The sequence below is a fragment of the Rhodothalassium salexigens DSM 2132 genome (assembly GCF_004341375.1).
In the GTDB taxonomy this organism is placed as follows: Bacteria; Pseudomonadota; Alphaproteobacteria; order Sphingomonadales; family Rhodothalassiaceae; genus Rhodothalassium; species Rhodothalassium salexigens.
In genome coordinates this window covers 186,507-209,050 of record NZ_SLXO01000003.1, presented here as the reverse complement: position 1 = coordinate 209,050, position 22,544 = coordinate 186,507, and the positions used below count along the sequence as shown (strand labels likewise).

Sequence of the window (22,544 nt, the reverse complement as noted above, 5' to 3'; positions counted from 1 at the left end):
TGCCCGTCGACGCGACCGTCCAAGGACGAGACAGACCAAAGACGAGACACACAGGGGAGAAGAGAGATGAGCGAACGCGTTGCCCTGGTCACCGGCGGCACTCGGGGGATCGGCGCCGCAATCGCCCGGTCCTTGAAGGACGCGGGCTACAAGGTGGCGGCGAGCTACGCCGGCAATGACGAGAAGGCGCGCGCCTTCTCCGATCAAACCGGCATTCCCACCTACAAGTTCGACGTCGCCGACCATGACGCCTGCACCAATGCGGTCGCCCAGATCGAGGCCGACCTGGGGCCGGTGGACGTGCTGGTCAACAATGCCGGCATCACCTGGGACGCGCCGTTCCACAAGATGGGCCCCGACGCCTGGACCAAGGTGATCGAGACCGACCTGAGCTCGGCCTACAACATGACCCATGCGGTGTGGGCCGGCATGCGCGAGCGCGGCTTCGGCCGGGTAATCAACATCAGCTCGATCAACGGTCAGAAGGGCCAGTTCACCCAGGCCAACTATTCCGCCGCCAAGGCCGGCCTGCTGGGCTTCACCAAGGCACTGGCCGCCGAGGGCGCGCGCAAGGGCATCACCGTCAACGCCATCTGCCCCGGCTATATCGACACCGACATGATGAAGGCGGTCAAACAAGAGGTGCTCGACGCCATCGTCGCCCAGATCCCGGTGGGCCGGCTGGGCCAGGCCGACGAAATCGCCCGCGGCGTGCTGTTCCTGGCCGCCGACGACGCCGGCTTCGTCACCGGCTCGACCCTGACCATCAATGGCGGCCAATACATGGACTGACCGCCGGATATTGGTCGTCCAGGCGCGACAATCACCGGCAAGGGCTGGCGATTGTTGGCGTCAGAGGAAAAAGCTGATCTGCTTTTCCATCTCCGCCCGGCTCATGGGGTAGTACTGCCCCTGCCGGGCGGCCAGCAGCTTGCCCGGCGGGATCAGGGCGAGCTTGGCCTGCACCAGATAGGCGGTGCGCATGCGCAAGCCGCAGCGCCAGGCCAGTGCGGTGACCGCCTGGGGCGATTTCGAGTCGAGGATCTTATTGACGTTTTCGAGCGGGATGCGCGACTTGAGCGACAGGCACACGGTCACCAAATCGCGCCGGTTCTGTTCGATCAGGTCGGTGATGCTGCGGTCGTCGATCTCGCCATTCTGTAGCATCTGCCGCGCGGTCTGACGGGTCTCGGCACTGGCTTCCTTGGCGGCGCGCTCGCGCTGCATGCGCTTCTTGACCCGCGCCAGCAACTGCTCCTTGGCGCGCGCCGGCAAGCGGTTGCGGTCGGCCATCGCCTCGACCAGCGACGAGGCGACGAACGAGGCAATGCGCATCATGGCGCGCTGCGACAGGCCCGGGCGCATGGCCAGCGGCTGGTGCAGCGCCTGCACCCGTTCGGCCTGGTCGATGATCCGTTCCATGGTCTGCTCGCGGATCGCGGCACTTTCATTGGTCAGCAAGGCAGCCACCGCCGGCACCTCCAGCGTCGACGCCACATCGTCGGCGACCGCCGCCGGCAGGTCGGCGCGCCTGGCGGTGGCGGTCAAGGCCGCCTCGGTCAGCCCCGCAGCGATCAGTTCGCGCAGATCGTCCTCGCCCAGAAGCGGTGAGTATTCCAGCATCGGGCAGCGCACGGCCTCGTCCGGGTCGGCGGCCAATTGGCACGCCAGGGCGTGAGAAATCTCCGGCATGGCGCTGACTTCCTCGGCCAAGATCCGCCGCACCGCGGGCACCTGATCCTGGGCCAGGGTCTCCAGGATGGCGAGTGCGGCCTCGCGCAGCCGGGCGTTTTCCTGCGCCGTGGCGGTGGGCACGATGCGGGCAATCTTGCGCGCCAGTTCGCTGCGCACATCATCCAGATCGTCTTCGGCCAGCAGCTTGTCGGCCTGGATCGGCGTGTGCGGGTTCTTGGCCACCGCCCGCCGCGCCCCGGACGGGCCTTGCTGGGCCAAGTAGTAGAGGATTTCGGGCCGCAGGTCGGGGCGCCGGGCGAGCGCGGTAAGCTGGGCCGGCGCGCCTGCGGCGAGAATCTCGCGCGACTGTTCGTAGGACAATTGCTCCGGCGGCAAACCGCCGCTTGCCGGCGTATCCGGCCGCTCGCTATCGTCGGCACCCTCGGTCATGCTGTGCGCTGCCTCTGAATAACAGCCCGGCGGCCGAGCGCCGGCTGGACCCTGAAATGATCGACCCCATATAATGGTCTCTAAAGAAACACAAAGAGGATTAACGGTTCCTTGAAAAGCCCGATGACAGACGCCGGACCCGTTGAAACCTGGGTTTTCGACCTCGACAACACACTTTACCCGCCAGAATGTAACCTGTTCGATCAGATCGATCAGCGCATGGGCGACTTTATTAAAAATCTACTCAATGTGGACTATGCCGAAGCGCGCCGACTCCAAAAGCAGTACTTTGTGGATTATGGCACCACCCTGCGCGGCCTGATGGACCGCCACAACGTGGCGCCGGACGACTTTCTGCACCATGTGCACGATATCGACGTGTCGCCGGTGCCGCCCAACCCGCGGCTCGGCGCTCTGTTGGCGCGGCTGCCGGGGCGCAAGCTGGTCTACACCAACGGTACCGAGCCCCACGCGGAGCGGGTGCTGGCCCGCCTGGGCGTCGCCGACCAGTTCGACGGCGTGTTCGACATCGCCGCCGGCGACTTCGTGCCCAAGCCCCAACCCGCCCCCTATGCGCAGTTTATGGATCGCTTCTCGGTCGACCCCCGACGCGCCGTGATGGTCGAGGACATGGCGCGCAACCTCAAGCCCGCCGCCGCGCTCGGCATGACCACGGTGTGGCTGCGCACCTGCTATCAATGGGGCGGCGTCCATGTGGACGAAGCGGCGGTGCACCATCAGGTGGACGACCTGATGGCTTGGCTTGAAGAATTGGCGGGCTGAGCGACGCCGCTTGCCGCCCCTGACGCCACCGCGTCCAAGCCGCCGGCGCTTGGCCTCTGCGCCGGACGAAACCCGACCCGAACACAGCTTCGCTTGAGCAAAAAGCGCTTGATGTCGGAACAGATGACGATTCCGATAATTTTCCAAGTGTATAGCTTTAATACTTTCTTCAACAGCTAATTAATCGCGTGTCGCGAAAAAGCATTGACCGTGACGCGGACTGCGGACAGAACATGCGATTGACTCGCATTTGCGATACTTACCGACCCCGCCAAGTCGAAAGGCTGTGTAATGACCTCGTCCCCCTCGTTCCGCCCCACCTCTTCCAAATCCGTCCTGCGCAGCACGGCCGCCCGGCTGCCCTGGCTGATGGCGGCCGGCCTGAGCGTGCCGGCCCAGGCGCTTGACGCCGTACCCGCCGACGACGACGCCACCATCGAAGAAATCCTGGTGATCGGCCAGCGCACCAATCGCGACCTGACCACGCCCGAGGTGACCGTCGAGCGAGCGGCGACCGAGTTGGACGACATCCTGCGGGTCAGCCCCTCGATCACCATCGGCGGCGGGACGCCCAGCAATCAGCGGCTCTATGTACGCGGCATTGAGGGCAGCAACCTCAACATCACCGTCGACGGTGTGCGCCAAAGCCAGAACCTGTTTCAACACCGGGGCGGGCTGATGCGGCTCGACCCGTTCCTGCTCAAGCGGGTGGCGCTGTCCACCGGTGCGGTCGGAGCCGACAAGGGGACCGGCGCGCTCGGCGGCGCGGTCGAGATGGAGACCGTCGACGCCCAGGATCTGCTCGACCCCCGGCGCCGGGTCGGCGCGCTGGCCAAGGGCGGCTTCCAATCGGCGACCAGTGCCGAGCAGGTCTCGGTGGCGGGCTTTGGCGAACTGGCCGAGGGCCTCGGCCTGGTTCTCTACGCCTCGCGCCTCGATGCCGGGCGCTACCGTGCCGGCGATGGCGACCGCATCCCCAATGCGGCGAGCGAAGACGCCAGCTATTTCGGCAAGCTCAGCCTGCTCGACCAGGCCGGCCACTCGCTGCGCCTGTCGGTCGAACATCACGAAAACGAGGGCCTCTATCCCTGGGGCGCGGGCGACCTACCGCCGGACTTCTACCAGGACTTCTACGACAAGGGCCAAAAGGGCGGCGGCCCGATGCGCCAGGAGCTCAAGCGGACCCACTATGCGCTGCGCTACGGCTATGACCCGGCCAGCCCGCTGGCCGATGTGGACCTGTCGGCCTATGCCAGCCGCAACCATCTGGAAAATCTCGACTGGGATCGCGGCTACAAGACCGAGAATTACGGCGTCACGCTCAAGAACACCGCCCGGTTCGACGTCGGCGCCACCGGCCACGAACTGACCATGGGCTTCGACTATCTCAACGACGAGGCCAAGAGCCGCGCGCCGCGAAAGGGCCAGCCGCAGCCGCTGAACGTCGCCGGCACCACCGAGAATATCGGCCTGTTCATGCAGGAGCGGATGCAATGGGGCATCGTCGGCCTGTCTGCGGGCTTCCGCTATGAGGACTTCAAGGCCGACTATGGCACCGCCACGGCGCGCGGCACGGCGGTGGCGCCCAATGCCAGCGCCGATGTGGAGGTGCTGCCGGGGCTGACGCTGTTCGGCGGCTACGGTCAGTCGGTGCGCGGGGCGAGCACGATCCCGGTCGGCTGGCTGGTCCACATCACCGAGGACGTGACGCTCGACGGCGACAATCTGGACCCCGAACGCGCCAAGACCATCGACGCCGGCGCCCGGTTCGAGCGCGACGGCGTGTTCACCCGCCATGGCCGGCTGGAGGTAAAGGCGAGCTACTTCCGCACCCGGTTGAGCAATGTGATCTCGTTCACCGGCGGCCGGGGCGGCAGCGCCATCACCCGCTTTTTCAACGAGGACGGCGCCTATCGCTCGAAGGGGTTCGAGGCCAGCGCGCGCTGGTCCAACAAGCGTTTCGAAACCCGGCTCGGCTATCTCCAGGCCGACCTCGAAGACCCCGAAGGCCGGCCGGTCAATGTGCTGCGCCGCCTGGGCTCGGCCATTGGCGACCGCTATCTGTGGGACAGCCGCGTCGAGATCCTGCCCGAATTGGTCGCCGGCTACACCTTGACGGCGGTCGGGGACCTGGACGACCTGCCGGCCGGCGACCCGGTCAAGGACGGCTACATGGTCCACGATGTGCGGCTGTCCTGGCGCCCGAGCCCCTTGCCCGGCCTGTCGATCACCCTGGCGGCCAACAATCTGTTCGACAAGCGCTACACCGACCACACCACGCTGACCGCCGGCGGCTTCGAGGGCCTGCCCGAATTGGGCCGCGACTTTCGCGTGATAGCGCAGTTTCGTTACTGATCGGGAAGCGGCCGAAGAGCGGGCCGACGGGTCCACATGGAGCCTGCCCCGCAAAGAAGAAGAGCCCGCACGGACGTTCCCCACTCGGGGGCGACGGGCTCTTCCCTGGTCGGCCGCAGGCGAGGGGCTGGTGACCTCGTCCGCGCCGAAAGCTCCCTTTGGAAGGGGGGCCGCTGAGTGACCATGACCGGAGCATCGCCACTCTGAAGATGTTGGGTGCGGCAAAGCGGCCGTCAAGCGCCAGACAGCGGTTTTTCGCCCCGCCGGCCATCGATTGACAGCCCCGGTGCGGCGGCTATGGTGCCGGTCGTTTGTGCCCGTTGCCGGAGAGCCCGCCCCATGCCGTCCATGCCCGCCGATCCCGCCACGCTCAAGCCCATCATCGAGGCCGCCTTCGAGGTCCGCGCCGAGCTTGACCCCGCGACCGGCGGCGAAGTCGCCGCTGCGGTGACGGCCGCTCTCGGCCTGCTCGACAGTGGCCGCGCGCGGGTCGCCGAGAAGGACCCGGCGAGCGGCGCATGGGCGGTCAACGAATGGCTGAAGAAGGCGGTGCTGCTGTCGTTCCGGCTTCAGCCCATGGCATTGATCGAGGGCGGGCCGGGGCGCAACACCGCCTGGTACGACAAGGTGCCGTCCAAGTTCGAGGGCTGGACCAAGGCCGACTTCGCCCGTGCCGGCTTTCGCGCCGTGCCCGGCGCCATCGTCCGCCATTCGGCGCACATCGCGCGCGACTGCGTGCTGATGCCAAGCTTCGTCAATCTGGGCGCGTATGTGGGCGAGGGCACCATGGTCGACACCTGGGCCACCGTCGGCTCGTGCGCGCAGATCGGCCGCGGCGTCCACATCTCGGGCGGGGCCGGCATCGGCGGCGTGCTCGAACCCCTGCAAGCCGCCCCGGTGATCATCGAGGACAATGTGTTCGTCGGTGCCCGCGCCGAGGTGGCCGAGGGCGTCATCGTCGAGGAAGGGGCGGTGCTGTCCATGGGCGTGTTCCTGGGCCAGTCCACCAAGATCGTCGACCGCGAGACCGGCGAGGTGTTCCGCGGCCGGGTGCCGGCCTATTCGGTGGTGGTGCCCGGCACCCTGCCCGGCAAGCCGCTGCCCGACGGCAGCCCGGGGCCGGCGCTCGCAGCCGCGGTGATCGTCAAGCGCGTCGACGCCCAGACCCGCGCCAAGACCGCCGTCAACGATCTGTTGCGCACATGACCGGGCCGACCTTTTCCGCCGCCCACCCGCTGCCGCCGCTGGCCGACCCGCGCGGCGTGCTCGACCCCGTGACCCTGGCGCGGGCACTGATCCGCTGCCCCAGCGTGACGCCGCGCGACGAGGGCGCGCTCGACCTGGTGCAGGCGACGCTCGAAGGCCTGGGCTTTCGCTGCTGGCGGCTGCCGTTCGCCAGCCCGGGCACGGCGCGGGTCGACAATCTGTTCGCGCGCTGGGACAGCCCGGCGGGGCCGGGGCGCCATCTGTGCTTCGCCGGCCACACCGATGTGGTGCCGGCGGGCCAGGCGACGCGCTGGTCGGTCGACCCGTTCGCCGCCGACCTGACCGACGACGGCCGGCTGATCGGCCGCGGCGCCGCCGATATGAAGGGCGCCATCGCCGCCTTCGCCGCCGCCGTGTCGCGCCACCTGAGGGACGGCCAAGGCGCCGAGCGGCCGGGCAGCCTGTCGTTCCTGATCACCGGCGACGAGGAAGGCCCGGCGGTCAACGGCACGGTGCGGGTGCTCCAGTGGATGGCCGAGGCCGGCCACGTGCCCGACCTGTGCCTGGTGGGCGAACCCACCAACCCCGGCCGCCTGGGCGAGATGATCAAGATCGGCCGGCGCGGCTCGCTCAACGGCCGGCTGGTGGTGCACGGCGCCCAGGGCCATGTGGCCTATCCCCATCTGGCCGACAATGCGGCCACCAAGGCCATGCGCCTGCTGATGCCGCTGGCCGAGGCGCATCTGGACGACGGCACGGCGCACTTCCAGCCGTCGTCGCTGGCGGTGACCAGCATCGACATCGCCAACCCCGCCCACAATGTGATCCCGGGCGAGGCCGAGGCGTTGTTCAACATCCGCTTCAACGACGCCCATACCGGCGACGGCCTCAAGGCATGGATCGCCGAGACCCTGGCCGCCACCGGCGTGCCCGTGACCGATTATGAGCTGGAGTTGACGGTCACCGGCGAAGCGTTCGTCACCCCGCCGGGGCCGCTGTCGGACGCGCTGGTGGCCGCCATCGGCGCGCGCCTCGGCGTCGAGCCGACGCTGTCGACCAGCGGCGGCACCTCGGACGCGCGGTTCATCAAGGACCACTGCCCGGTGGCCGAGTTCGGCCTGGTGGGCGCGACCATGCACAAGGCCGACGAACAGGTGCCGGTGGCCGACATCGCCGCACTCAGCGACATCTACACCGACGTGATCGCCCGGCTGCTGGCCTGAAGTGAAGGCGCGGCGGACCTGAACCCGGGGCCAATGGGCGGCCCGTGTGATGCCCGCAGGCCATGGCGAGCCGAGCGCCCGGGATCGAAGCTACGTCGTGCCCGCAAAGCCAGGCCGAGGACGCGCCAACACCAGCCGGTGCGGCCAAGCCCCGCGGGGCCGAGCCGTTCAGCCAACCGATCCAGCCGGCCCCGGGGCGCCCAAGGCACCCCGGGGCCGACTGGGGCCGTTTAGCGGCCGCGGGCGACGCCTTCGCGGCGCGGGTCGGCGCCGCCTTGGTAATACTCCACCTGGCCCGCATCGTCGCGAATCGCGCGGATGCCGTGCAGGCCCGAGGTCTGGGCGCGCACGGAGATGCCCTCATGGCCCAGGGCTTCAAGCCGCGGCACCAAGGGCTCCAGCGCCGGGTCGAGCACCAGCCCCCGGCCGCGATCGACCATGTTGGGCAGCGCCACCGCCTGCTGCATGGTCAGGTCCCAGTCCACCAGGCCGACGATCGCCTTGGCCACATAGTTGATGATGCTGCCCCCGCCCGGCGAGCCGACGGCGAAGTCGAAGCGGCCGTCGTCGTCGAACGCGATCACCGGCGACATGGAACTGCGCGGCCGCTTGCCGGGCTCGGGCCGGTTGGCGATCGGCCGTCCGGCCGCGTCTTCAAGACGGAACGAAAAGTCGGTCAACTCGTTGTTGAGCAGGAAGCCCTCGGCCATCAGCATGCTGCCGAAGGCGATCTGCACCGTGGTGGTGAACGACACCACCCGCCCGGCATCGTCGACCACCGTCATATGCGAGGTGGCCGGCAGTTCGGGGCTGATGTCGTCGCCCCAGCGCAGCGATTGCTTGGACGGCGGCGTGCCCGGCACCACGGTCTCGGCGGCCATGGCTTGATCGGGGTCGATCAGCGCGCGCCGCTCGGCCAGATAGGCCGGGTCGATGAGGCCCGCCACCGGCACGTCGGCGAACGCCGGGTCGGCCAGATAGCGGCCCCGGTCGGCATAGGCCAGCCGGCTGGCCTCGGCGAACAGGTGCACAGCCTCGGCTGTCTGCACGCCGGCGCCGCCCATGTCGAAGCCGTCCAGCAGCCCGAGGATGGCGAGCACCGTGGTCGCACCCGACGACGGCGGCCCCATGGAACAGATCCGCGTCGCCCGATAGGCGCCGCACACCGGCTCGCGCGCCACCGGCTCATAGCCCGCCAGGTCGTCGAGGCTCAGCGCGCCCGGACGGATCACCGCGTTCTGCACCGCGTCCACCATCGCCTCGGCCACCGGGCCGTCATAGAAGCCGGCCGGGCCTTGTTGGGCGATGCGCGACAGGGTGCGGGCATAGGCCGGATTCTTGAGCAGCATGCCTTCGGGGATCGGCTCGCCCTCGGCGGTGAAGAAATAGTCGCGCGCCGGGCCGATGCGGTCCAACTCGCCCGCCGCCGCGCCGCCATAGCGCAGCCAGTCGCCGATCACCTTGTGCAACCGGGGCGACACCTCGAAGCCGTCGCGGGCCAGGCGAATCGCCGGCTCGAACAGGTCGGCCCAGGGCAGCGCGCCGTGGCGGTCATGGGCCATGGCCAGCATCGCCACATTGCCCGGCACACCGACCGCCGCGCCGCCGAGGGCCGCCGCCATATAGCCCAAAGGCTTGCCGTCGGCGTCCAGGAACAGCCGCGGGTCGAGGCCGGCGGGTGCGGTTTCGCGGCCGTCATAGGCGACCATGGCATCGGCTTCGGGGTCGTAGTGGAGCAGGAAACCGCCGCCGCCGATGCCGCTCGACTGCGGCTCGACCAGGCCCAGCACCATCTGCACGGCGATCGCCGCGTCGACCGCCGTGCCGCCCTTGTCGAGCATCTCAAGCCCGGCCTCGACCGCCAGCGGGTTGGCGGCGGCGACCATGTGGCGCTCGGCCACCGGCGCGGTGCGCGCCTCGGTCTCGGCGGCCAGAACCGGTGTCGCGACCGGTGCCGCCAGGGTGACGGCCAGGGCGAGGCCGAACGTTCGGGCCAAGGTCTGGGCCAGGCCCCGGACCAGCGGTCGGGCCAATGTCGGAGCTGGGCGCGCACCGGCGCGCCGGCGGGCGGTCGGGATAGCCACCATGAGTTCGATCCTCCCTTGGGCCAGCGAAATGGGCTGCCATCATAGCCGCATGAGCCCCTTGGGCAATGCCGGGGCAATGCCGGGGGCAGGGTCAAGGCAAGGTCGGGCGCGCGACGCCGCCCGGCCGGCCATGCTATCGAATCGCCCGCCAACTCAACCCTGACCAGCCCGGCATCAGCCCCGACCCACCCGCGAGCCCAGGAGACGCCCGATGAGCCAGCCCCCAAACCAGCCCCCGGGCCGAAGCCCGAGCCAAACCCCGGCCAAACCCGCCACCCGGTTCGAGATCGCCCCCGGCGCCCATGATCGGCTGACCGATATCGCCGGCCTGCGCGTCGGCCAGGCCGCCGACGCCCGCGCGCGCACCGGCGTCACGGTGATTCTGCCCGACGCGCCGGTGGCCATGGGCGTCGACGTGCGCGGCGGCGGCCCCGGCACCCGCGAGACCGAGATGCTGCGCCCGGATTGTCTGGTGGAGAAGGTGCACGCGCTGTGCCTGTCGGGCGGGTCGGTGTTCGGGCTCGGCGCGGCCGACGCCCTGAGCCATTGGCTGTCCGAACGCGGCGTGGGCCTGCCGGTGGCCGCGCGCCCGGTGCCCGGCGTGCCGGCGGCGATTTTGTTCGACCTGCTCAACGGCGGCGACAAGGCGTGGGACCGGCCGCCCTATGGCGACCTGGCGATCCGGGCCGCCGAGGCGGCGGGCGTCGAGGTGGCGCAGGGCCGGGCCGGCGCGGGCTTCGGCGCCCAGGCCGGCGACCGGCCGGGCGGCATCGGCACCGCCAGCGCGGTCGCCGCCGACGGCACGGCGGTGGGCGTGCTGGTGGCGGTCAACAGCTTCGGCAGCCCCACCGACGCCGCTGGCGGCCCCGCCGCCGACCCCGCGATCATCGAGTTCCCGAAGCTCGCCCTGTTGGGCGCCAACACCACGCTCGCCGCGGTGGCGACCAACCTGGATCTGGACAAGGCGCAGTGCCGGCGGCTGGCGACCATGGCCCATGACGGGCTGGCGCGGGCAATCCGGCCGCTGCACACGCCCTTTGACGGCGACACGGTGTTCGCACTCGCCACCGGCGCCAAGCCGCTCGCCGGCCCGCGCCAGGAAACCGCGCCCCTGGCCCTGGCGCTTGCCGGCACCATGGCCGCCGACGCCCTGGTGCGCGCGGTGGACAAGGCGCTGGCGGCCGCCCGGGAGGCCGAAGCCGCCCCGAACGCCTAAGACCGGCAAGCCCCCAGACACACCGGCAGAGCCCCGGGCTCAGCCGATCGGCTGCGGGCCGGCCAGGGCGCGCCGGGCTTCGGCCACGAACGTGTCGAGGCCGGCCACATCGCCGCTGTCGGGCGCGCCGGCGAGCGCGCGCGCCAGCCGGCCGAGCCGGGTCAGGTGCATTTGCGCGGCCAGCCGGTTGGCCGGGTCGTCGAGCCCGTCGGCGCGCGCTGCGGCGAACGCCCGGCGCTCGACGGCGACCCGGTCCCACAGGGCGGCCGGGTCGTCGGGCCGGGGCGGGTGCTCGGGCGCCGGCGGCGTCGGGAAGCGCGCCGACACCGCCGCATCGGCCGGCTGGGGCAGCGGGTCGTTGAGCTTCGGCCAGCCGCCGCCGACCGCGCAGCCCGACAACAAGGCCATGGCCAGCACTGCGCCAAGCCGCCGCGCCGTCGACCCTTGCCCACGCTGTGGTGCCATCGTCGCCTCCGTCCGCGTTATCGCCGCCCCCATGCGCCGTCCTGCCTGTCGATCCGGCCATGGTCGCTGGGAGCCTCGACCAGCCGGCGAACCGGGCCTTGCCCGCGCGCAATCCGGCCCCGATCTCTAGGCCAACCGGGCCGCTGGGGCGACAATAAAATTCCCTGACAAAAACCCCTTGCATGGTCCGGGGCATCTCATTAGGGTCCGCGCTTATTCCGGGCGGGTCAACAAAGCCCCGCCGGATACCATGGGCGCTCGTAGCTCAGCTGGATAGAGCACTAGACTACGAATCTAGGGGTCGGGGGTTCGAATCCTCCCGAGCGCGCCATTCCCTCCCGGGTCTCTCCCAAGGCCCGCGGGTCGGTCGAGACGACCACGGGGCCGTAGCTCAGTTGGGAGAGCGCAGCAATCGCACTGCTGAGGTCAGGGGTTCGATTCCCCTCGGCTCCACCATTTTCCCGGCCCGGTATCGTCTTAGTGTCGGTCAAATCTCTGGGACCACCGGTCCTCAGGAGAGGGCCGCCGCCGGATCGACAATCGGCCCTTGGGCTTACCCACCATCGACGCGCCGGGCGCCCGTCACCGTCTGCGGCGCCAGCCCGCGCTAAGGCAGCCTGCAACGCTGCTGCGCGTGTTCTTTTTCGGCCAATCTGGGTCATGGGTCATGGGCCATGACCCAGATCGATCGACCATAGTTCCGGCAACACCGGGATCGCCGCCGCTGGCGGGTCGCCGACGGCTCAGGCGTCTTCCAGGTCGATGTCGAGAATCGCCATGTTGAAGGCGTAGGATGTCTCGCCCTCTTCCTCGTCCTTGTAGATCACGCCGATGAACTCGCCGTCGATGGTCACTTCGACGGAATCGTCCTGCTTGCGCTCGGCGATCTTGATTCCATCGTTGTTGAAGGTTTGGCGCAAATGGCGGACAAGCTTGCCGATCTCGTCTTGGGTCACATTGGTCTCCGCTGGTCAGTATGGGTCGGCGACGGCACCCCGGACGATGCCGGCACGCCCGGTATCGCGGGGCAGACGATACCGTGGGGCGTGGATACGGATCATACCCCGTGCTGACAAGCCCATGCCAGCGGCGGCCGGCACACCGGCGCCTTGTTCTTGTTGCGTTCTTTTGTCTGGCCAGCCGGCAGCCTGACCGCCTACACTGCTGCCATGGCAGCCCCGCGCACAGTCCTGTCCGACCCCGCCGGTGCACCCGGCGACCGCCCGGCGGTCACCGCCGCGGTAACCCGGGGCGCCGCACGCCTGCTGCTCGCCCTGGGCTGTCCGCCGCTGGCCGAAGTGACCATCGCCAACGGGCGGCGCGCCGATCTTATGGGTGTCATGGCCGACGGGGCGATCGTTATCGTCGAGGTGAAATCCGGGCTCGCCGACCTGCGTGCCGACACCAAATGGGCCGACTATCTGGCGTTCGCCGACCGGTTTTATTTCGCCGTGCCACCGGGGCTGGCGGTGGCGCAGGTGCTGGACCTGGCGGCGCCACCCGATCGGGTCGGGCTGATCGTCGCCGACGCTTATGACGGCGCGGTGGTGCGCGAGGCCCAGGCGGTCCCGATGGCGGCGGCGCGGCGCAAGGCGCTGTTGATCCGCCTGGCGCGCCTCGGCGCCAACCGGCTGGGCCAGACCGGCGATCTTGCGGCCCCCTGATCTGTGACCTAATGTAAAAAGCGATCAAGGTATCAGGTTTCAAGCGCCCGGCGGCAATGGCGACGCAGTCCGCAGGCCCGCGCACCTCCGGCGCCGTTCCCCCTCGGCGGCGGCGCGACGCCGAGCGCCATGGAGCGAGCGCCGCAGGGCGAGCGCCCGAAGACGGGGAAACGCGGGGCGAGGGCGACACGGGCGAAGGCGACGAAAAGGCAAGGCGTTACCGGGAATGCGGCACGGAAAAACGGCAGCGCCGGCGGGCGCACTCCACCTGACGGCTCACGGGCGGGTTTCTTCCGGGCCGGCGCTGTGGCATGGAGCCCAAACGGGCTGCGGCCGGCGATGCCCGGACGATCCCCAATCCTTCAGTTCTTTGATGGGCGTCGAATAGTGCCGGCAACCACCCAACGCGCGCGGGCCAACCAAGAAGACCTGCTGCTGGACTATCTCAAGGGTCTGCGGCGGCACACCCAGGAGCGCTCGGCGATCCGTCTGGCCCTGTCGGACCTGGAACGACGCCACCGGGAAGCCGCGTTCGTCCGGTCGGCGGCGCAAGAGATCCGCCCGCTGGTCAACCGCTATGAAGGCCAGTTGTTCCGCCTCGCCAATAGCGACATCATCGTGGTGGTCAAGGGCGCCTCGCGGGCCGATCTGGATATCTATACCACCCGCGAGCGGATGCTGTTTCGCAAGGACAACTATCTCAAGGCCGCCGAGGCGGTGGATCAGGACCTGCTGGTCACCCAGTACGATCTGGAGCGCGACTACGAGCGGTTCCGCGCCGACATGGAAGCCCTGGTCGCCCAAATACGTGCCGACGCCGAAGAACAGGCGCGCCAGGACGCCGAGGCGGCGGCCGCCGCAACCGCCGCGGCCCCCTCCCCCTGGCAGAATGCGGAACCGGTCAGGGCGCCGAGCGACGCCGACACCGCCACCGACACAGGCGAAATCCCAGACACACCCGGCGACCGTACCGATGCCGACGCACCCGCGGGCGCCGACGGGTCCGGAGCCGAGGCGAGGACTGAGGCCGCGGGCGGAGCAGACGACGACACCGCGGCGGCGGAACCGACGGTCAAAGTGGTGCGCGACCGGGCGCGCAGCCAGACGCCGCTCGACCCGCTGTCGTTCAACAGGCTTGCCAATGCGCTGCGTCGACTCGACGGTAGTGTGTTCGCCACCACGCGACCGATCATCATGATGGCGCGCGGCACCGAGCCGCGCCGCGTGCTGACCTATCACACCTTTTCGCTTGAGCGGGTGGAGGCCCGGCTGATGCCGGAGTTTCGGCTCGATGCCGACGCGGCTTACGCACGCAAGCTGCATCAGACGCTCAACCGCCAGGTGATCGGCCGGGGCGGCGTCAATCTGCCCACCGACGACGGGACACCCCTGCTGCTGGATTTTGAACTCGACGCCGCGCTCGACCCGGACGCCATGGCCAGTTTCGAGACCAAGCTGGCGCAACGCTCGCGCGGCAAGGTGATTCTCGGCTTCCGCGCCGAGGACGTGCTGCACGCCACCGACCGCTATCTCGAAGCGCGCCGGCAGGTGCGCGCCAGAGGGTTGCGCACCGCGGTCACCGGCATCGACCTGCTGACCTTCGGCGCCGTATCCTGGACCCTGCTGCCGGCCGAGTTTTACACGATACCGTTCCGCGACACGGTGGTGAAGGCGCTCGACGAAGCGGCGATCAAGCACCTGGCGGAGACGATCCGCGGCTTAGGCCCGGCGCGCGTCATGTTGTTCGGTTGCAATCGCGCCAGTGCCATCGACACCGGCCGGCAATTGGGCTTTCGGCTGTTCGAAGGCGCCATCGCCAGCGCCACCCTGTCGGGCGGCGGCGCCGGCTAGAGCCGCTCAGCCACCGGGCAGAACCGCACCGCCCATGCAAGCCGAGCCGCCCTAGCGCGGCGAGCGCTTGGCCAGAATGCGTTGCAGGGTCCGGCGGTGCATGTTGAGCCGCCGCGCGGTCTCCGACACGTTGCGGTTGCACAATTCATAGACCCGCTGGATATGCTCCCAGCGCACCCGGTCGGCCGACATGGGGTTTTCCGGCGGTTCGGGCCGTTCGCCGCGGTCGGCGGTCAGCGATTTGACCACATCTTCGGGGTCGGCGGGCTTGGCCAGATAGTCCACCGCCCCGGTGCGGATCGCCGCCACCGCGCTGGCCAGATTGCCGTAGGCTGTGAGGATGACCACCCGCATGTCGGCGCGGATCGCGCGCAATTCCTCGACCAGATCGACGCCATTGCCGTCGTCCAGGCGCATGTCGACCACCGCGAACGCCGGCTTCAATTGCGCCGCCTGGGCGCGCGCCTCGACCACGCCGGTGCACGACACCACGTCGAACCCCTGGCGCTCGAAGAAGCGGCTGAGCCGTTCCCGGAAGGGCTTGTCGTCATCGACCACCAGGACCGTGCCGGTCTCGACCGCCACAGGCGCTTCCTTTTCGACTACCATATCCATCGTACGTCTCCTTACGCGCGGGCCAGCCTAGCACGCTGGCCCCGGGAGCCCCGGGTCGCCCTGGGCATCCAGGCGAGACCGGGGCCAGATGACATCCACACGAGCCCCCTTATCGGACGTATTTACGAATTTGACCCGGGCACCGGTTCTCTCCAACAGGGTCTTGGCAATAAAAATTCCAAGGCCAAGCCCGCCGGCGCCATGCGCTTCCGCCCGCTCGATCGAGCCGATGCGCCGATTCGACACATAGGGTTCGCCAAGATGCGACAGGATCGTCGCGTCGAATCCCGGGCCATCGTCGACGATGGCGATGGCCAGCGTGTCGCGATCCCAACGGATGTTAACGTCAACCCGGTCGCGTGCAAAGTCGGTGGCATTCTCGACGAAATTTCCCAGCGCCTGCATGATCTCCGGCCGACGCGGAATGACCGGCACGGCCCCGGGGTCGAGGTCGGGACGCTCCACCTGGATGGCGATCTCCGGGCCGCGCTCGTCGCTTTCATAGGGGCCGACGATCTCGCGCATCAACGCTTCGGGGGACGCGAACGGGAACGGCGACGACGGCGCGTCGAGCCGCCCCGCTTCGGTCATGCGCTTGAGAATGTCGCGACACCGTGTGGCCTGCGTGTCGATCAGCGCCGCTTCCTCATACAGCGGGTCCGCGGGGTCGAGTTCCTGGGTAATCTCGCGCGCCGCCAACTTGATGGTGCCGAGCGGCGTGCCCAGTTCGTGCGCCGCCGCCGCCGACAGCGCACCGAGCGCCGAGAGTTGCCGCTCGCCCGCCAGCGTCCGCTCGAGCGTCGCATAGGCCCGGTCGCGCCGCCGCGCCTCCACCGACACCTGCGCCACATAGGCAGCCAGAAAGCTGACCGTGGTCATCACCGCGATCCAACAGCCGGCGAGATAGGTGTCGTTCAGCACCAACGGGTCGTCGCCCCAGGGCAAGGGCCGATAAACGAAGGCGATCAGCGTCGCCCCCATCACCGTCGCCGCGAACAGGCGCAGGCTGGCCCAACGCGGCAGGGTGATGGCACCGACCGTTGCCGGCACCACCATCAGCACCGTGAACGGGTTGGCGATGCCGCCGGTCAGCCCCAGCAGCGCCATCAATTGCAGTTGATCGAACAACATATGCAGCATGGCCGCCCGGTTGGACAGCCGGTGCGTCGGCGGATACTGAAGGTGCAGCGACAGGTTGTAGGCCGCCGTGGCACCGACAATGGCCACCGGCAGCGCCATCGAATAGTCCAGCCCGAGCCCGTACTGCACGATCAGCAGGGTGGCCAATTGCCCCGACACCGCACACCAGCGGATCCACACCAGCATCCGCAGACGCACGGTGGGCAGCGCGGTCAGCGGATCGTCGGTACGGGACCAGGGGGCGAAAGGTCCGCCGGCGGTCCCGGCCGTGTCGTCGAACGCCATGGCAGCACCTTGTGGGCTTGAGACAGACAGCGCGGTCGAGCCGCCGCGGCCGCTCCGTTTATACGCGCCGACCCGCCAGCGGGATGAGGCGCACCGTCACACCGCCGTTAGGGGACAAAACCGCCGCCCCAGACCGCCCACAGCATCTGCCCGCCGACCACCAGCATCAGCCCCACGACCACGCCGGCGACCGCCTTGCGCAACAGCCGGGTGCCTTCCAAAAGGTCGGCGATGTCGGCGCGGGCGCGGCCGTCGGCAGGGCCGAACCACAGCACTTGGGCCCCGGTCTCGACCCGGAACTGAAGCTTGAGCGTGCGCGCCAGGGCGCTCGATGGCAACAGGAACAGCGCGTGGCCGTGGCCCGCATGGGTGGACAGGTCGCCGGCGGGATAGACCGCGCGCGACGCACTGCTCGGCGCCGGCGGCTCGGCCCAGCCGATGGTGCGGAGCAGCGCCCAGGCGAGGGCGCCGGGGACCAGGCCGACCAAATGAGTGGCCAGCGCCGCCGGCCGGGCGAGCGCCCCCGGCGCGCGCACCAACGCCGCCTCGCCGGGCCGTGCGGCCACCGCCATGGCGCCGCGCCATGCCAACAGGCCCGCAAAGCCGGCGATCAGAAACGCCAGGCTGCCGGCCACCAGCCCGTCGGCCAGGCGGCGCAGCCCCTCGGCCAGTCCAAGCCGGACACCGGCATGCTGGTCGCCCTCGGACGCGCGGTCGAGCCGCCGGGCCAGCCGGCGCATGGCGTCCCAGGTGTCGCGCTGGTGCACGGTCCGGGCGAGCAGCAGGACCAACACCGGCCAGGTCTGCCAATGGCCAAGGGCGACGCGGTCGAGCGCCCAGCCGGCGGCCCCCCAAGCGCCCATGCTGAGCCCCAGCAGGGCCAGGCCGTTGACCGCGCTGTCGGGGGCCAGGGGCCGGGCGACCGCGTCGACCAGGCGATCGGCCAGACGGTCGAGCGCCGGCAGCCGGCCGAGCCCGCGGCGCCCGCCGAGCGCCAGATCGAGCAGCAGCGCGGCGAGCAACAGCGCCGGTGCCGGCCAGGCGAGGACCGCCTCGGCGCCCATGGGCGCTAACGCGCGCCGGCGTCCATCAACGCCCGCGAGATGTTGCGCGCCCGGTTTTCCTGGGCGTAGGCGAGCGCGGTGCGCCCGGTATAGTCGGTCTTGTCCACATCGGCGCCGGCGTCGAGCAACGCCTCGACGACCCGGAAGCGGCGCAGGCGGGCCGCCTTCATCAGCGCGGTTTCGCCGTTGCGGTCGGTGACGTCGGGGTCGGCGCCGGCCTTGAGCATCGCCTCGACGCCGGCGAGATGGCCGCGCCGGGTAAAGCGCATCAAGGCGGTCTCGCCCGACTGGCGGTCCTTGATGTTCACATTGGCGCCGTTTTCGAGCAGAAAGTCGGTCATCTTCAGGCTGCCATTGTCGGCCGCCATGACCAGCACCGGCACGCCGTCGCCGTTGCGGGCGTTGGCGGTGGCGCCGCTGAACATCTTCTGCCGCGCGGTGAGCAGGTCGTCTTCCTCGACCGCCTTGATGAACTGATAACCGTCCGAATACTGCGCCACTGCGGCCGGGCCCAACAGAGCCGCACCGCCGGCGCCGCCGATCGTCATGGCCAGGACAAAGCCTAATCGCAGCGCTTTCATGATCGATGATCCTCGGGCAAGGGAACCGGGTCTGGGCGACCGTCGACACACCGTCACGCGCATCGCTTTCGCCGCCGCCGTCAACGCCTTATATAGGGATCGCGGACGCGGATTGTCCACGTCCGCCCGTGCGGGCCTGCCGTGCCTGCGGGTACCCGGTGTGTGGAGGAGGACGATCATGGCCCCGTTGCCCCGCCTTGCCGCTCTGGCGGCGCTGACCGCAGCCCTCGCCGCCTGCGACCCCGGCCCCAACGACAGCGCCGACGCAACCGGGGCCAGTGCCTGCGCCGGCGACCCCTCGGTGCCGATCGGCGGCGCGTTCGAATTGGTCGACACCAGCGGCGCGCCGGTCACCCAAGCCGCCCTCGACGGTCGCTACGCGCTGCTGTTCTTCGGCTTCACCCACTGCCCCGACGTCTGCCCGACCGAGTTGCAACGGATCACCGCAGCCCTCGACCGGCTGGCCGAAACCGGCGCCGATCTCGACCGCGTGCAGCCGGTGTTCGTCAGCGTCGACCCCAAGCGCGACCGCCCCGAGGTGGTCGGCGACTATCTGTCGCTGTTCCACGACCGCTTCCTGGGCCTGACCGGCAGCACCGAACAGGTGGCCGCCGCCGCCCGGGCCTACCGGGTCTATTACGCGATCGACGGCGATCCCGAAGGCGACGACTATCTGATCAACCATGCGGCGATGATCTACTTCATGGGCCCCGACGGCCACTACATCACCCACTTCACCGCCCAGGACGGCCCGGACGCCATCGCCCGGCGGGTCGGGGCGTGCCTGTGAGCGCGTCGCCGACCCGGCGGTCGGGGGCTGAACGCACCGGCGCGGCCCCGTTCTGGCGCACCAAGCGGCTCGACCAGATGACCGCCGAGGAATGGGAATCGCTGTGCGACGGCTGCGGCAAATGCTGTCTGCACAAGCTCGAAGACGCCGACACGGGCGAGGTTCACTATACCAATGTGGGCTGCCGGCTGTTGTCGCGCCACACCGTGCGCTGCCGCGACTATGCCAACCGCAAGCGCCGGGTGCCCGACTGCGCGATCCTGTCGCCGCAATTGGTCGACCAGTTCCACTGGCTGCCCGAGACCTGCGCCTATCGCCTGGTCCAGGAGGGCCAGGGTCTGGCCTGGTGGCACCCGCTGGTCTCGGGCGACCCCGAAACCGTCCACCGCGCCGGCATCTCGGTGCGCGGGCGCATGGTGCCCGAACAGCAGGCCGGCGCGCTTGAGGACCATATCGATGAGACGTTCGGCTGAGCCGACGCGCGCCCGCATCGCCGGCCCGCACGGGCCGCTGACCTTGGTGGTGCGCCGCTCGGCCCGGGCGCGGCGCGCGACGCTCAAGCTCGACCGGGTCGCCGGCGACGCCGTGCTGGTGGTGCCCGAGCGCATGGCCCTGGCCCAGGCGCTGGCGTTCGCCGAGAGCAAGGCGGACTGGCTGCACGCCGCCCTCGCCAGCCTGCCCGCGCCCATGCCGGTGCTGCCCGGCGCGCGGCTGCCGCTGCGCGGCGTGCCGGTGACCGTCCGCCACGCCCCCCAAGCCCCGCGTGTGCCGCGCGTGGCGGACGACACCCTGGTGCTCGGCGGCCCGGCGGAGCTGGCCGGCCGACGGCTCGCCCGCTGGCTAAAGGATCAGGCGCGCGCCGACCTTGTGCCGGCGGTGGCGGTGCACGCCGAGCGGCTCGGGCTCAGCCACCGGGTCGCCCGGCTGACGGTCAAGGACACCCGCCGGCAATGGGGCAGCGCCAGCCCCAAGGGCGCCTTGAGCTTTTCCTGGCGGCTGATCCTGGCGCCGCCCTATGTGCTCGACTATCTGGCCGCCCACGAGGTGGCGCATCTGGGCCAGATGAACCATTCGCCGCATTTCTGGGCGCTGGTCGACCGCACCACGCCCGACCGCCGCCGCGCCGAGGCGTGGCTCAAGCGCTCGGGCGCCGGCCTGTTCGCCTATCGCCTGGTCGAGGGCAGCGAGCCCCGGTCGGCGGCCGCCTGAGCTGCCGCTCAGCCCGCCTCGGGGCCGGTAAAAGTGGCCTTCAAGGCGCCGCCGCCCAGGGGCCGCACCGGCCGGCCCACATGGGCTTCGATCATGAAATCGGCCCAGATGTCGGCCGGCAGGGTGCCGCCGGTGACCCGGTCGGTGGGCGTGTCGTCGTCATTGCCGAGCCAGACGCCGGCGACCAGATCGTGGGTGAAGCCGACGAACACCGCGTCGCGAAAGCCCTGGCTGGTGCCGGTCTTGCCGGCCGCCGGGCGGTCGATGCGGGCGCGCTTGCCGGTCCCCCACTCGACCACGTTTTCCAGCATGGTCGCCATGGTCTGCGCCACCTCCGCGCTCAGCACCTGTTCGGGCGGCAGCGCCCGGCGGCGGTAGAGCAGTTCGCCGTCGAGCGCGTGGATCTCCAGGATCGCATAGGGCTCGGCGGCGCGGCCGCCATTGGCGAACGGGGCATAGGCCCCGGTGATGTCGAGCAGGCTCATCTCCTCGGGCCCCAGCGCCAGGCTGCGCACCGGTTCGAGCGGCGCGTCGACGCCGAGGCGCCGGGCCAAGGCCACGATGCGGTCGCGCCCGACCCGCTCCTGCAAGCGCACGGTGGCGGTGTTGAGCGACACGCTCAACGCCTCGGACAGGGTTACCGGGCCGCGATAGGACCGGCCGTAATTCTCCGGCGACCAGCCGTCGACCGCGATCGGTGCGTCGTCGACCAAGGTATCGGGGCCCATGCCGGCTTCGAGCGCGGCGGCGTAGACGAACGGCTTGAACGCCGAGCCCATCTGGCGGCGCGCCTGGACCGCGCGGTTGTATTCGCTGCGGGCATAGGCGCGCCCGCCGGTCATCGCCCGGACCGCGCCGTCGGGCGCCAGGGCAACGAGCGCGCCTTGCGCCACCCGGCGCGCCGGCCCCGCCGTGCCCAGCGCGCCGCCGAGCGCCCGTTCGGCCGCCGCCTGGGCCTGTCGGTCGAGGGTGGTGTAGACGGTCAGCGGCCGCTCGGTCTCGGCGGTCAGCGCGCGGGTCCGGCGCACCACCCAGTCGGTGAAATAGCGCACGTCGCCGGCGCGCGCGCTCGGCTGGATCGCCGCGGGCTCGGCGCGCGCGCGGCGCGCCGCCATCTCGGTGATCAGGCCGGCGTCGACCATGGCGCCCAACACCACCGAGGCGCGCTCGAACGCGCGCTCGGGGTCGTTGGTGGGCGCATAGGCCGACGGCGCCTTGACCAACCCGGCCAGCAACGCCGCCTCGGCCAGGCTCAAACGCCGCGCCGAATGGCCGTAATAGGTCCGCGCGGCGGCGTCGATGCCATAGGTTCCGGCACCGAAATAAACCCGGTTGAGATAAAGCTCCAGCAGCTCTGACTTGGCGAAGGTGCGTTCCAGCCAGAACGCCACCATGACCTCTTGGGCCTTGCGCTTGAGGCTGCGCTCGGGCGTCAGGAACAGGTTCTTGGCCAATTGCTGGGTCAGCGTCGAGCCGCCCTGGCGCAGCGCGCCGGCGCGGATATTGGCCAGGGCGGCGCGCGCCACGCCGCGCGGGTCGACGCCCATATGGTCGAAAAACCGGCGATCCTCGGCGGCAAGGATCGCCAGCACCATGACCTCGGGGATCTCGCCATAGCTCAGCCAGTCGTTATAGACCGCGCCATAGGTGGCGAGCGTCTGGCCGCCGGCGGTCTTGACCACGATGGCCTGCTTCTGGTTGGGCGCCGGCAGGCGGTTCAGGTCGGGCAGATCGTGGGCCAGATAGACCAGCCCGCCGACGCCCGCGATCGCCGCCCAGACGCCCACCACCACCGACCAATAGGCCAGCCGCCACAACGGCCGGCGGCGTTTGGCCGGGCGCCGGGGCGCCGCTGGCTCCGGCGCGCCGGCACCACCGCTGCCCTC

General features: G+C 70.1%; 20 protein-coding genes, 1 tRNA gene and 1 other RNA gene. 13 read left to right on the top strand and 9 right to left on the bottom strand.

Annotation, left to right across the window (positions count from 1 at the left end):
- Positions 1 to 66 precede the first annotated feature (66 nt).
- Positions 67 to 792: an acetoacetyl-CoA reductase gene (phbB, locus tag EV659_RS05550; protein WP_132707863.1), complete on the top strand. Its 726-nt coding sequence runs from the start codon at positions 67 to 69 to the stop codon at positions 790 to 792.
- A 60-nt stretch (positions 793 to 852) separates the two neighbouring features.
- Here phbB and EV659_RS05545 read toward each other — a convergent pair whose 3' ends face one another.
- Positions 853 to 2,124, bottom strand: coding sequence for a DUF2336 domain-containing protein (locus EV659_RS05545; RefSeq protein WP_132707862.1), 1,272 nt, complete (start codon positions 2,122 to 2,124; stop codon positions 853 to 855).
- A 123-nt stretch (positions 2,125 to 2,247) separates the two neighbouring features.
- On the opposite strand from EV659_RS05545, the gene EV659_RS05540 reads away from it, so the two are divergent.
- The 4 genes from EV659_RS05540 to dapE all read left to right on the top strand — a co-directional run bounded on the left by EV659_RS05540 (position 2,248) and on the right by dapE (position 7,691).
- Entirely contained in the window at positions 2,248 to 2,907 is a 660-nt protein-coding gene (locus EV659_RS05540) for a pyrimidine 5'-nucleotidase (RefSeq protein WP_132707861.1), read from the top strand.
- Positions 2,908 to 3,198: 291 nt separating this feature from the next.
- Positions 3,199 to 5,262 (top strand): TonB-dependent receptor domain-containing protein, encoded by a 2,064-nt coding sequence (locus EV659_RS05535; protein ID WP_132707860.1) that lies wholly within the window; start codon positions 3,199 to 3,201, stop codon positions 5,260 to 5,262.
- Between the two features lie 348 nt (positions 5,263 to 5,610).
- Complete coding sequence (gene dapD / locus EV659_RS05530; protein WP_132708039.1) at positions 5,611 to 6,468, top strand: 2,3,4,5-tetrahydropyridine-2,6-dicarboxylate N-succinyltransferase; 858 nt, start codon at positions 5,611 to 5,613, stop codon at positions 6,466 to 6,468.
- Positions 6,465 to 7,691: a succinyl-diaminopimelate desuccinylase gene (gene dapE, locus EV659_RS05525; RefSeq protein WP_132707859.1), complete on the top strand. Its 1,227-nt coding sequence runs from the start codon at positions 6,465 to 6,467 to the stop codon at positions 7,689 to 7,691. The genes dapD and dapE overlap by 4 nt, the downstream gene beginning before the upstream one ends.
- A gap of 230 nt (positions 7,692 to 7,921) precedes the next feature.
- On the opposite strand, the gene ggt is transcribed toward dapE, so the two are convergent.
- Positions 7,922 to 9,688: a gamma-glutamyltransferase gene (gene ggt / locus EV659_RS05520; protein ID WP_165878746.1), complete on the bottom strand. Its 1,767-nt coding sequence runs from the start codon at positions 9,686 to 9,688 to the stop codon at positions 7,922 to 7,924.
- Positions 9,689 to 9,989: 301 nt separating this feature from the next.
- On the opposite strand from ggt, the gene EV659_RS05515 reads away from it, so the two are divergent.
- Complete coding sequence (locus EV659_RS05515) at positions 9,990 to 10,994, top strand: P1 family peptidase (RefSeq protein ID WP_132707857.1); 1,005 nt, start codon at positions 9,990 to 9,992, stop codon at positions 10,992 to 10,994.
- Positions 10,995 to 11,033: 39 nt separating this feature from the next.
- Here EV659_RS05515 and EV659_RS05510 read toward each other — a convergent pair whose 3' ends face one another.
- A complete protein-coding gene (locus tag EV659_RS05510) occupies positions 11,034 to 11,459 on the bottom strand; it encodes a hypothetical protein (RefSeq protein WP_132707856.1) in 426 nt (141 codons plus the stop codon).
- Positions 11,460 to 11,713: 254 nt separating this feature from the next.
- Here EV659_RS05510 and EV659_RS05505 point away from each other — a divergent pair.
- Positions 11,714 to 11,790: transfer RNA gene (locus EV659_RS05505), tRNA-Arg, on the top strand.
- A 49-nt stretch (positions 11,791 to 11,839) separates the two neighbouring features.
- Positions 11,840 to 11,915: a transfer-messenger RNA gene (gene ssrA, locus EV659_RS05500) on the top strand.
- Positions 11,916 to 12,202: 287 nt separating this feature from the next.
- Here ssrA and EV659_RS05495 read toward each other — a convergent pair.
- On the bottom strand, positions 12,203 to 12,415 hold the full coding sequence (locus EV659_RS05495; RefSeq protein ID WP_132707855.1) for a DUF3126 family protein: 213 nt from the start codon (positions 12,413 to 12,415) through the stop codon (positions 12,203 to 12,205).
- Positions 12,416 to 12,574: 159 nt separating this feature from the next.
- Here EV659_RS05495 and EV659_RS05490 point away from each other — a divergent pair, with 159 nt between their 5' ends.
- The gene (locus tag EV659_RS05490) at positions 12,575 to 13,123 is read left to right on the top strand and encodes an MmcB family DNA repair protein (RefSeq protein ID WP_274600022.1); all 549 of its coding nucleotides are present in this window, start codon (positions 12,575 to 12,577) and stop codon (positions 13,121 to 13,123) included.
- Positions 13,124 to 13,510: 387 nt separating this feature from the next.
- Entirely contained in the window at positions 13,511 to 14,974 is a 1,464-nt protein-coding gene (locus EV659_RS05485) for a hypothetical protein (protein WP_132707854.1), read from the top strand.
- 51 nt (positions 14,975 to 15,025) lie between these two features.
- On the opposite strand, the gene EV659_RS05480 is transcribed toward EV659_RS05485, so the two are convergent.
- The 4 genes from EV659_RS05480 to EV659_RS05465 all read right to left on the bottom strand — a co-directional run bounded on the left by EV659_RS05480 (position 15,026) and on the right by EV659_RS05465 (position 18,659).
- Positions 15,026 to 15,589, bottom strand: a complete 564-nt coding sequence (locus EV659_RS05480) for an ActR/PrrA/RegA family redox response regulator transcription factor (RefSeq protein WP_274600021.1) — start codon at positions 15,587 to 15,589, stop codon at positions 15,026 to 15,028.
- Between the two features lie 27 nt (positions 15,590 to 15,616).
- On the bottom strand, positions 15,617 to 17,014 hold the full coding sequence (locus EV659_RS05475; RefSeq protein WP_132707853.1) for an ActS/PrrB/RegB family redox-sensitive histidine kinase: 1,398 nt from the start codon (positions 17,012 to 17,014) through the stop codon (positions 15,617 to 15,619).
- A gap of 107 nt (positions 17,015 to 17,121) precedes the next feature.
- On the bottom strand, positions 17,122 to 18,078 hold the full coding sequence (locus tag EV659_RS05470) for a hypothetical protein (protein WP_132707852.1): 957 nt from the start codon (positions 18,076 to 18,078) through the stop codon (positions 17,122 to 17,124).
- A gap of 5 nt (positions 18,079 to 18,083) precedes the next feature.
- Positions 18,084 to 18,659 (bottom strand): ankyrin repeat domain-containing protein, encoded by a 576-nt coding sequence (locus tag EV659_RS05465; protein WP_165878745.1) that lies wholly within the window; start codon positions 18,657 to 18,659, stop codon positions 18,084 to 18,086.
- Between the two features lie 178 nt (positions 18,660 to 18,837).
- Between EV659_RS05465 and EV659_RS05460 the strand changes: the two genes are divergently transcribed.
- From EV659_RS05460 to EV659_RS05450, 3 genes are read left to right on the top strand one after another with little or no spacing between them, the layout of a single operon-like run.
- Positions 18,838 to 19,449, top strand: a complete 612-nt coding sequence (locus EV659_RS05460) for an SCO family protein (RefSeq protein WP_165878744.1) — start codon at positions 18,838 to 18,840, stop codon at positions 19,447 to 19,449.
- Positions 19,446 to 19,922, top strand: a complete 477-nt coding sequence (locus EV659_RS05455; protein WP_132707849.1) for a YcgN family cysteine cluster protein — start codon at positions 19,446 to 19,448, stop codon at positions 19,920 to 19,922. Before EV659_RS05460 ends, EV659_RS05455 begins: the two co-directional genes overlap by 4 nt.
- Entirely contained in the window at positions 19,906 to 20,658 is a 753-nt protein-coding gene (locus EV659_RS05450) for a M48 family metallopeptidase (protein WP_132707848.1), read from the top strand. The genes EV659_RS05455 and EV659_RS05450 overlap by 17 nt, the downstream gene beginning before the upstream one ends.
- 8 nt (positions 20,659 to 20,666) lie before the next feature.
- Here EV659_RS05450 and EV659_RS05445 read toward each other — a convergent pair whose 3' ends face one another.
- Positions 20,667 to 22,475 (bottom strand): transglycosylase domain-containing protein, encoded by a 1,809-nt coding sequence (locus tag EV659_RS05445; RefSeq protein ID WP_132707847.1) that lies wholly within the window; start codon positions 22,473 to 22,475, stop codon positions 20,667 to 20,669.
- Between the last annotated feature and the right edge of the window lie 69 nt (positions 22,476 to 22,544).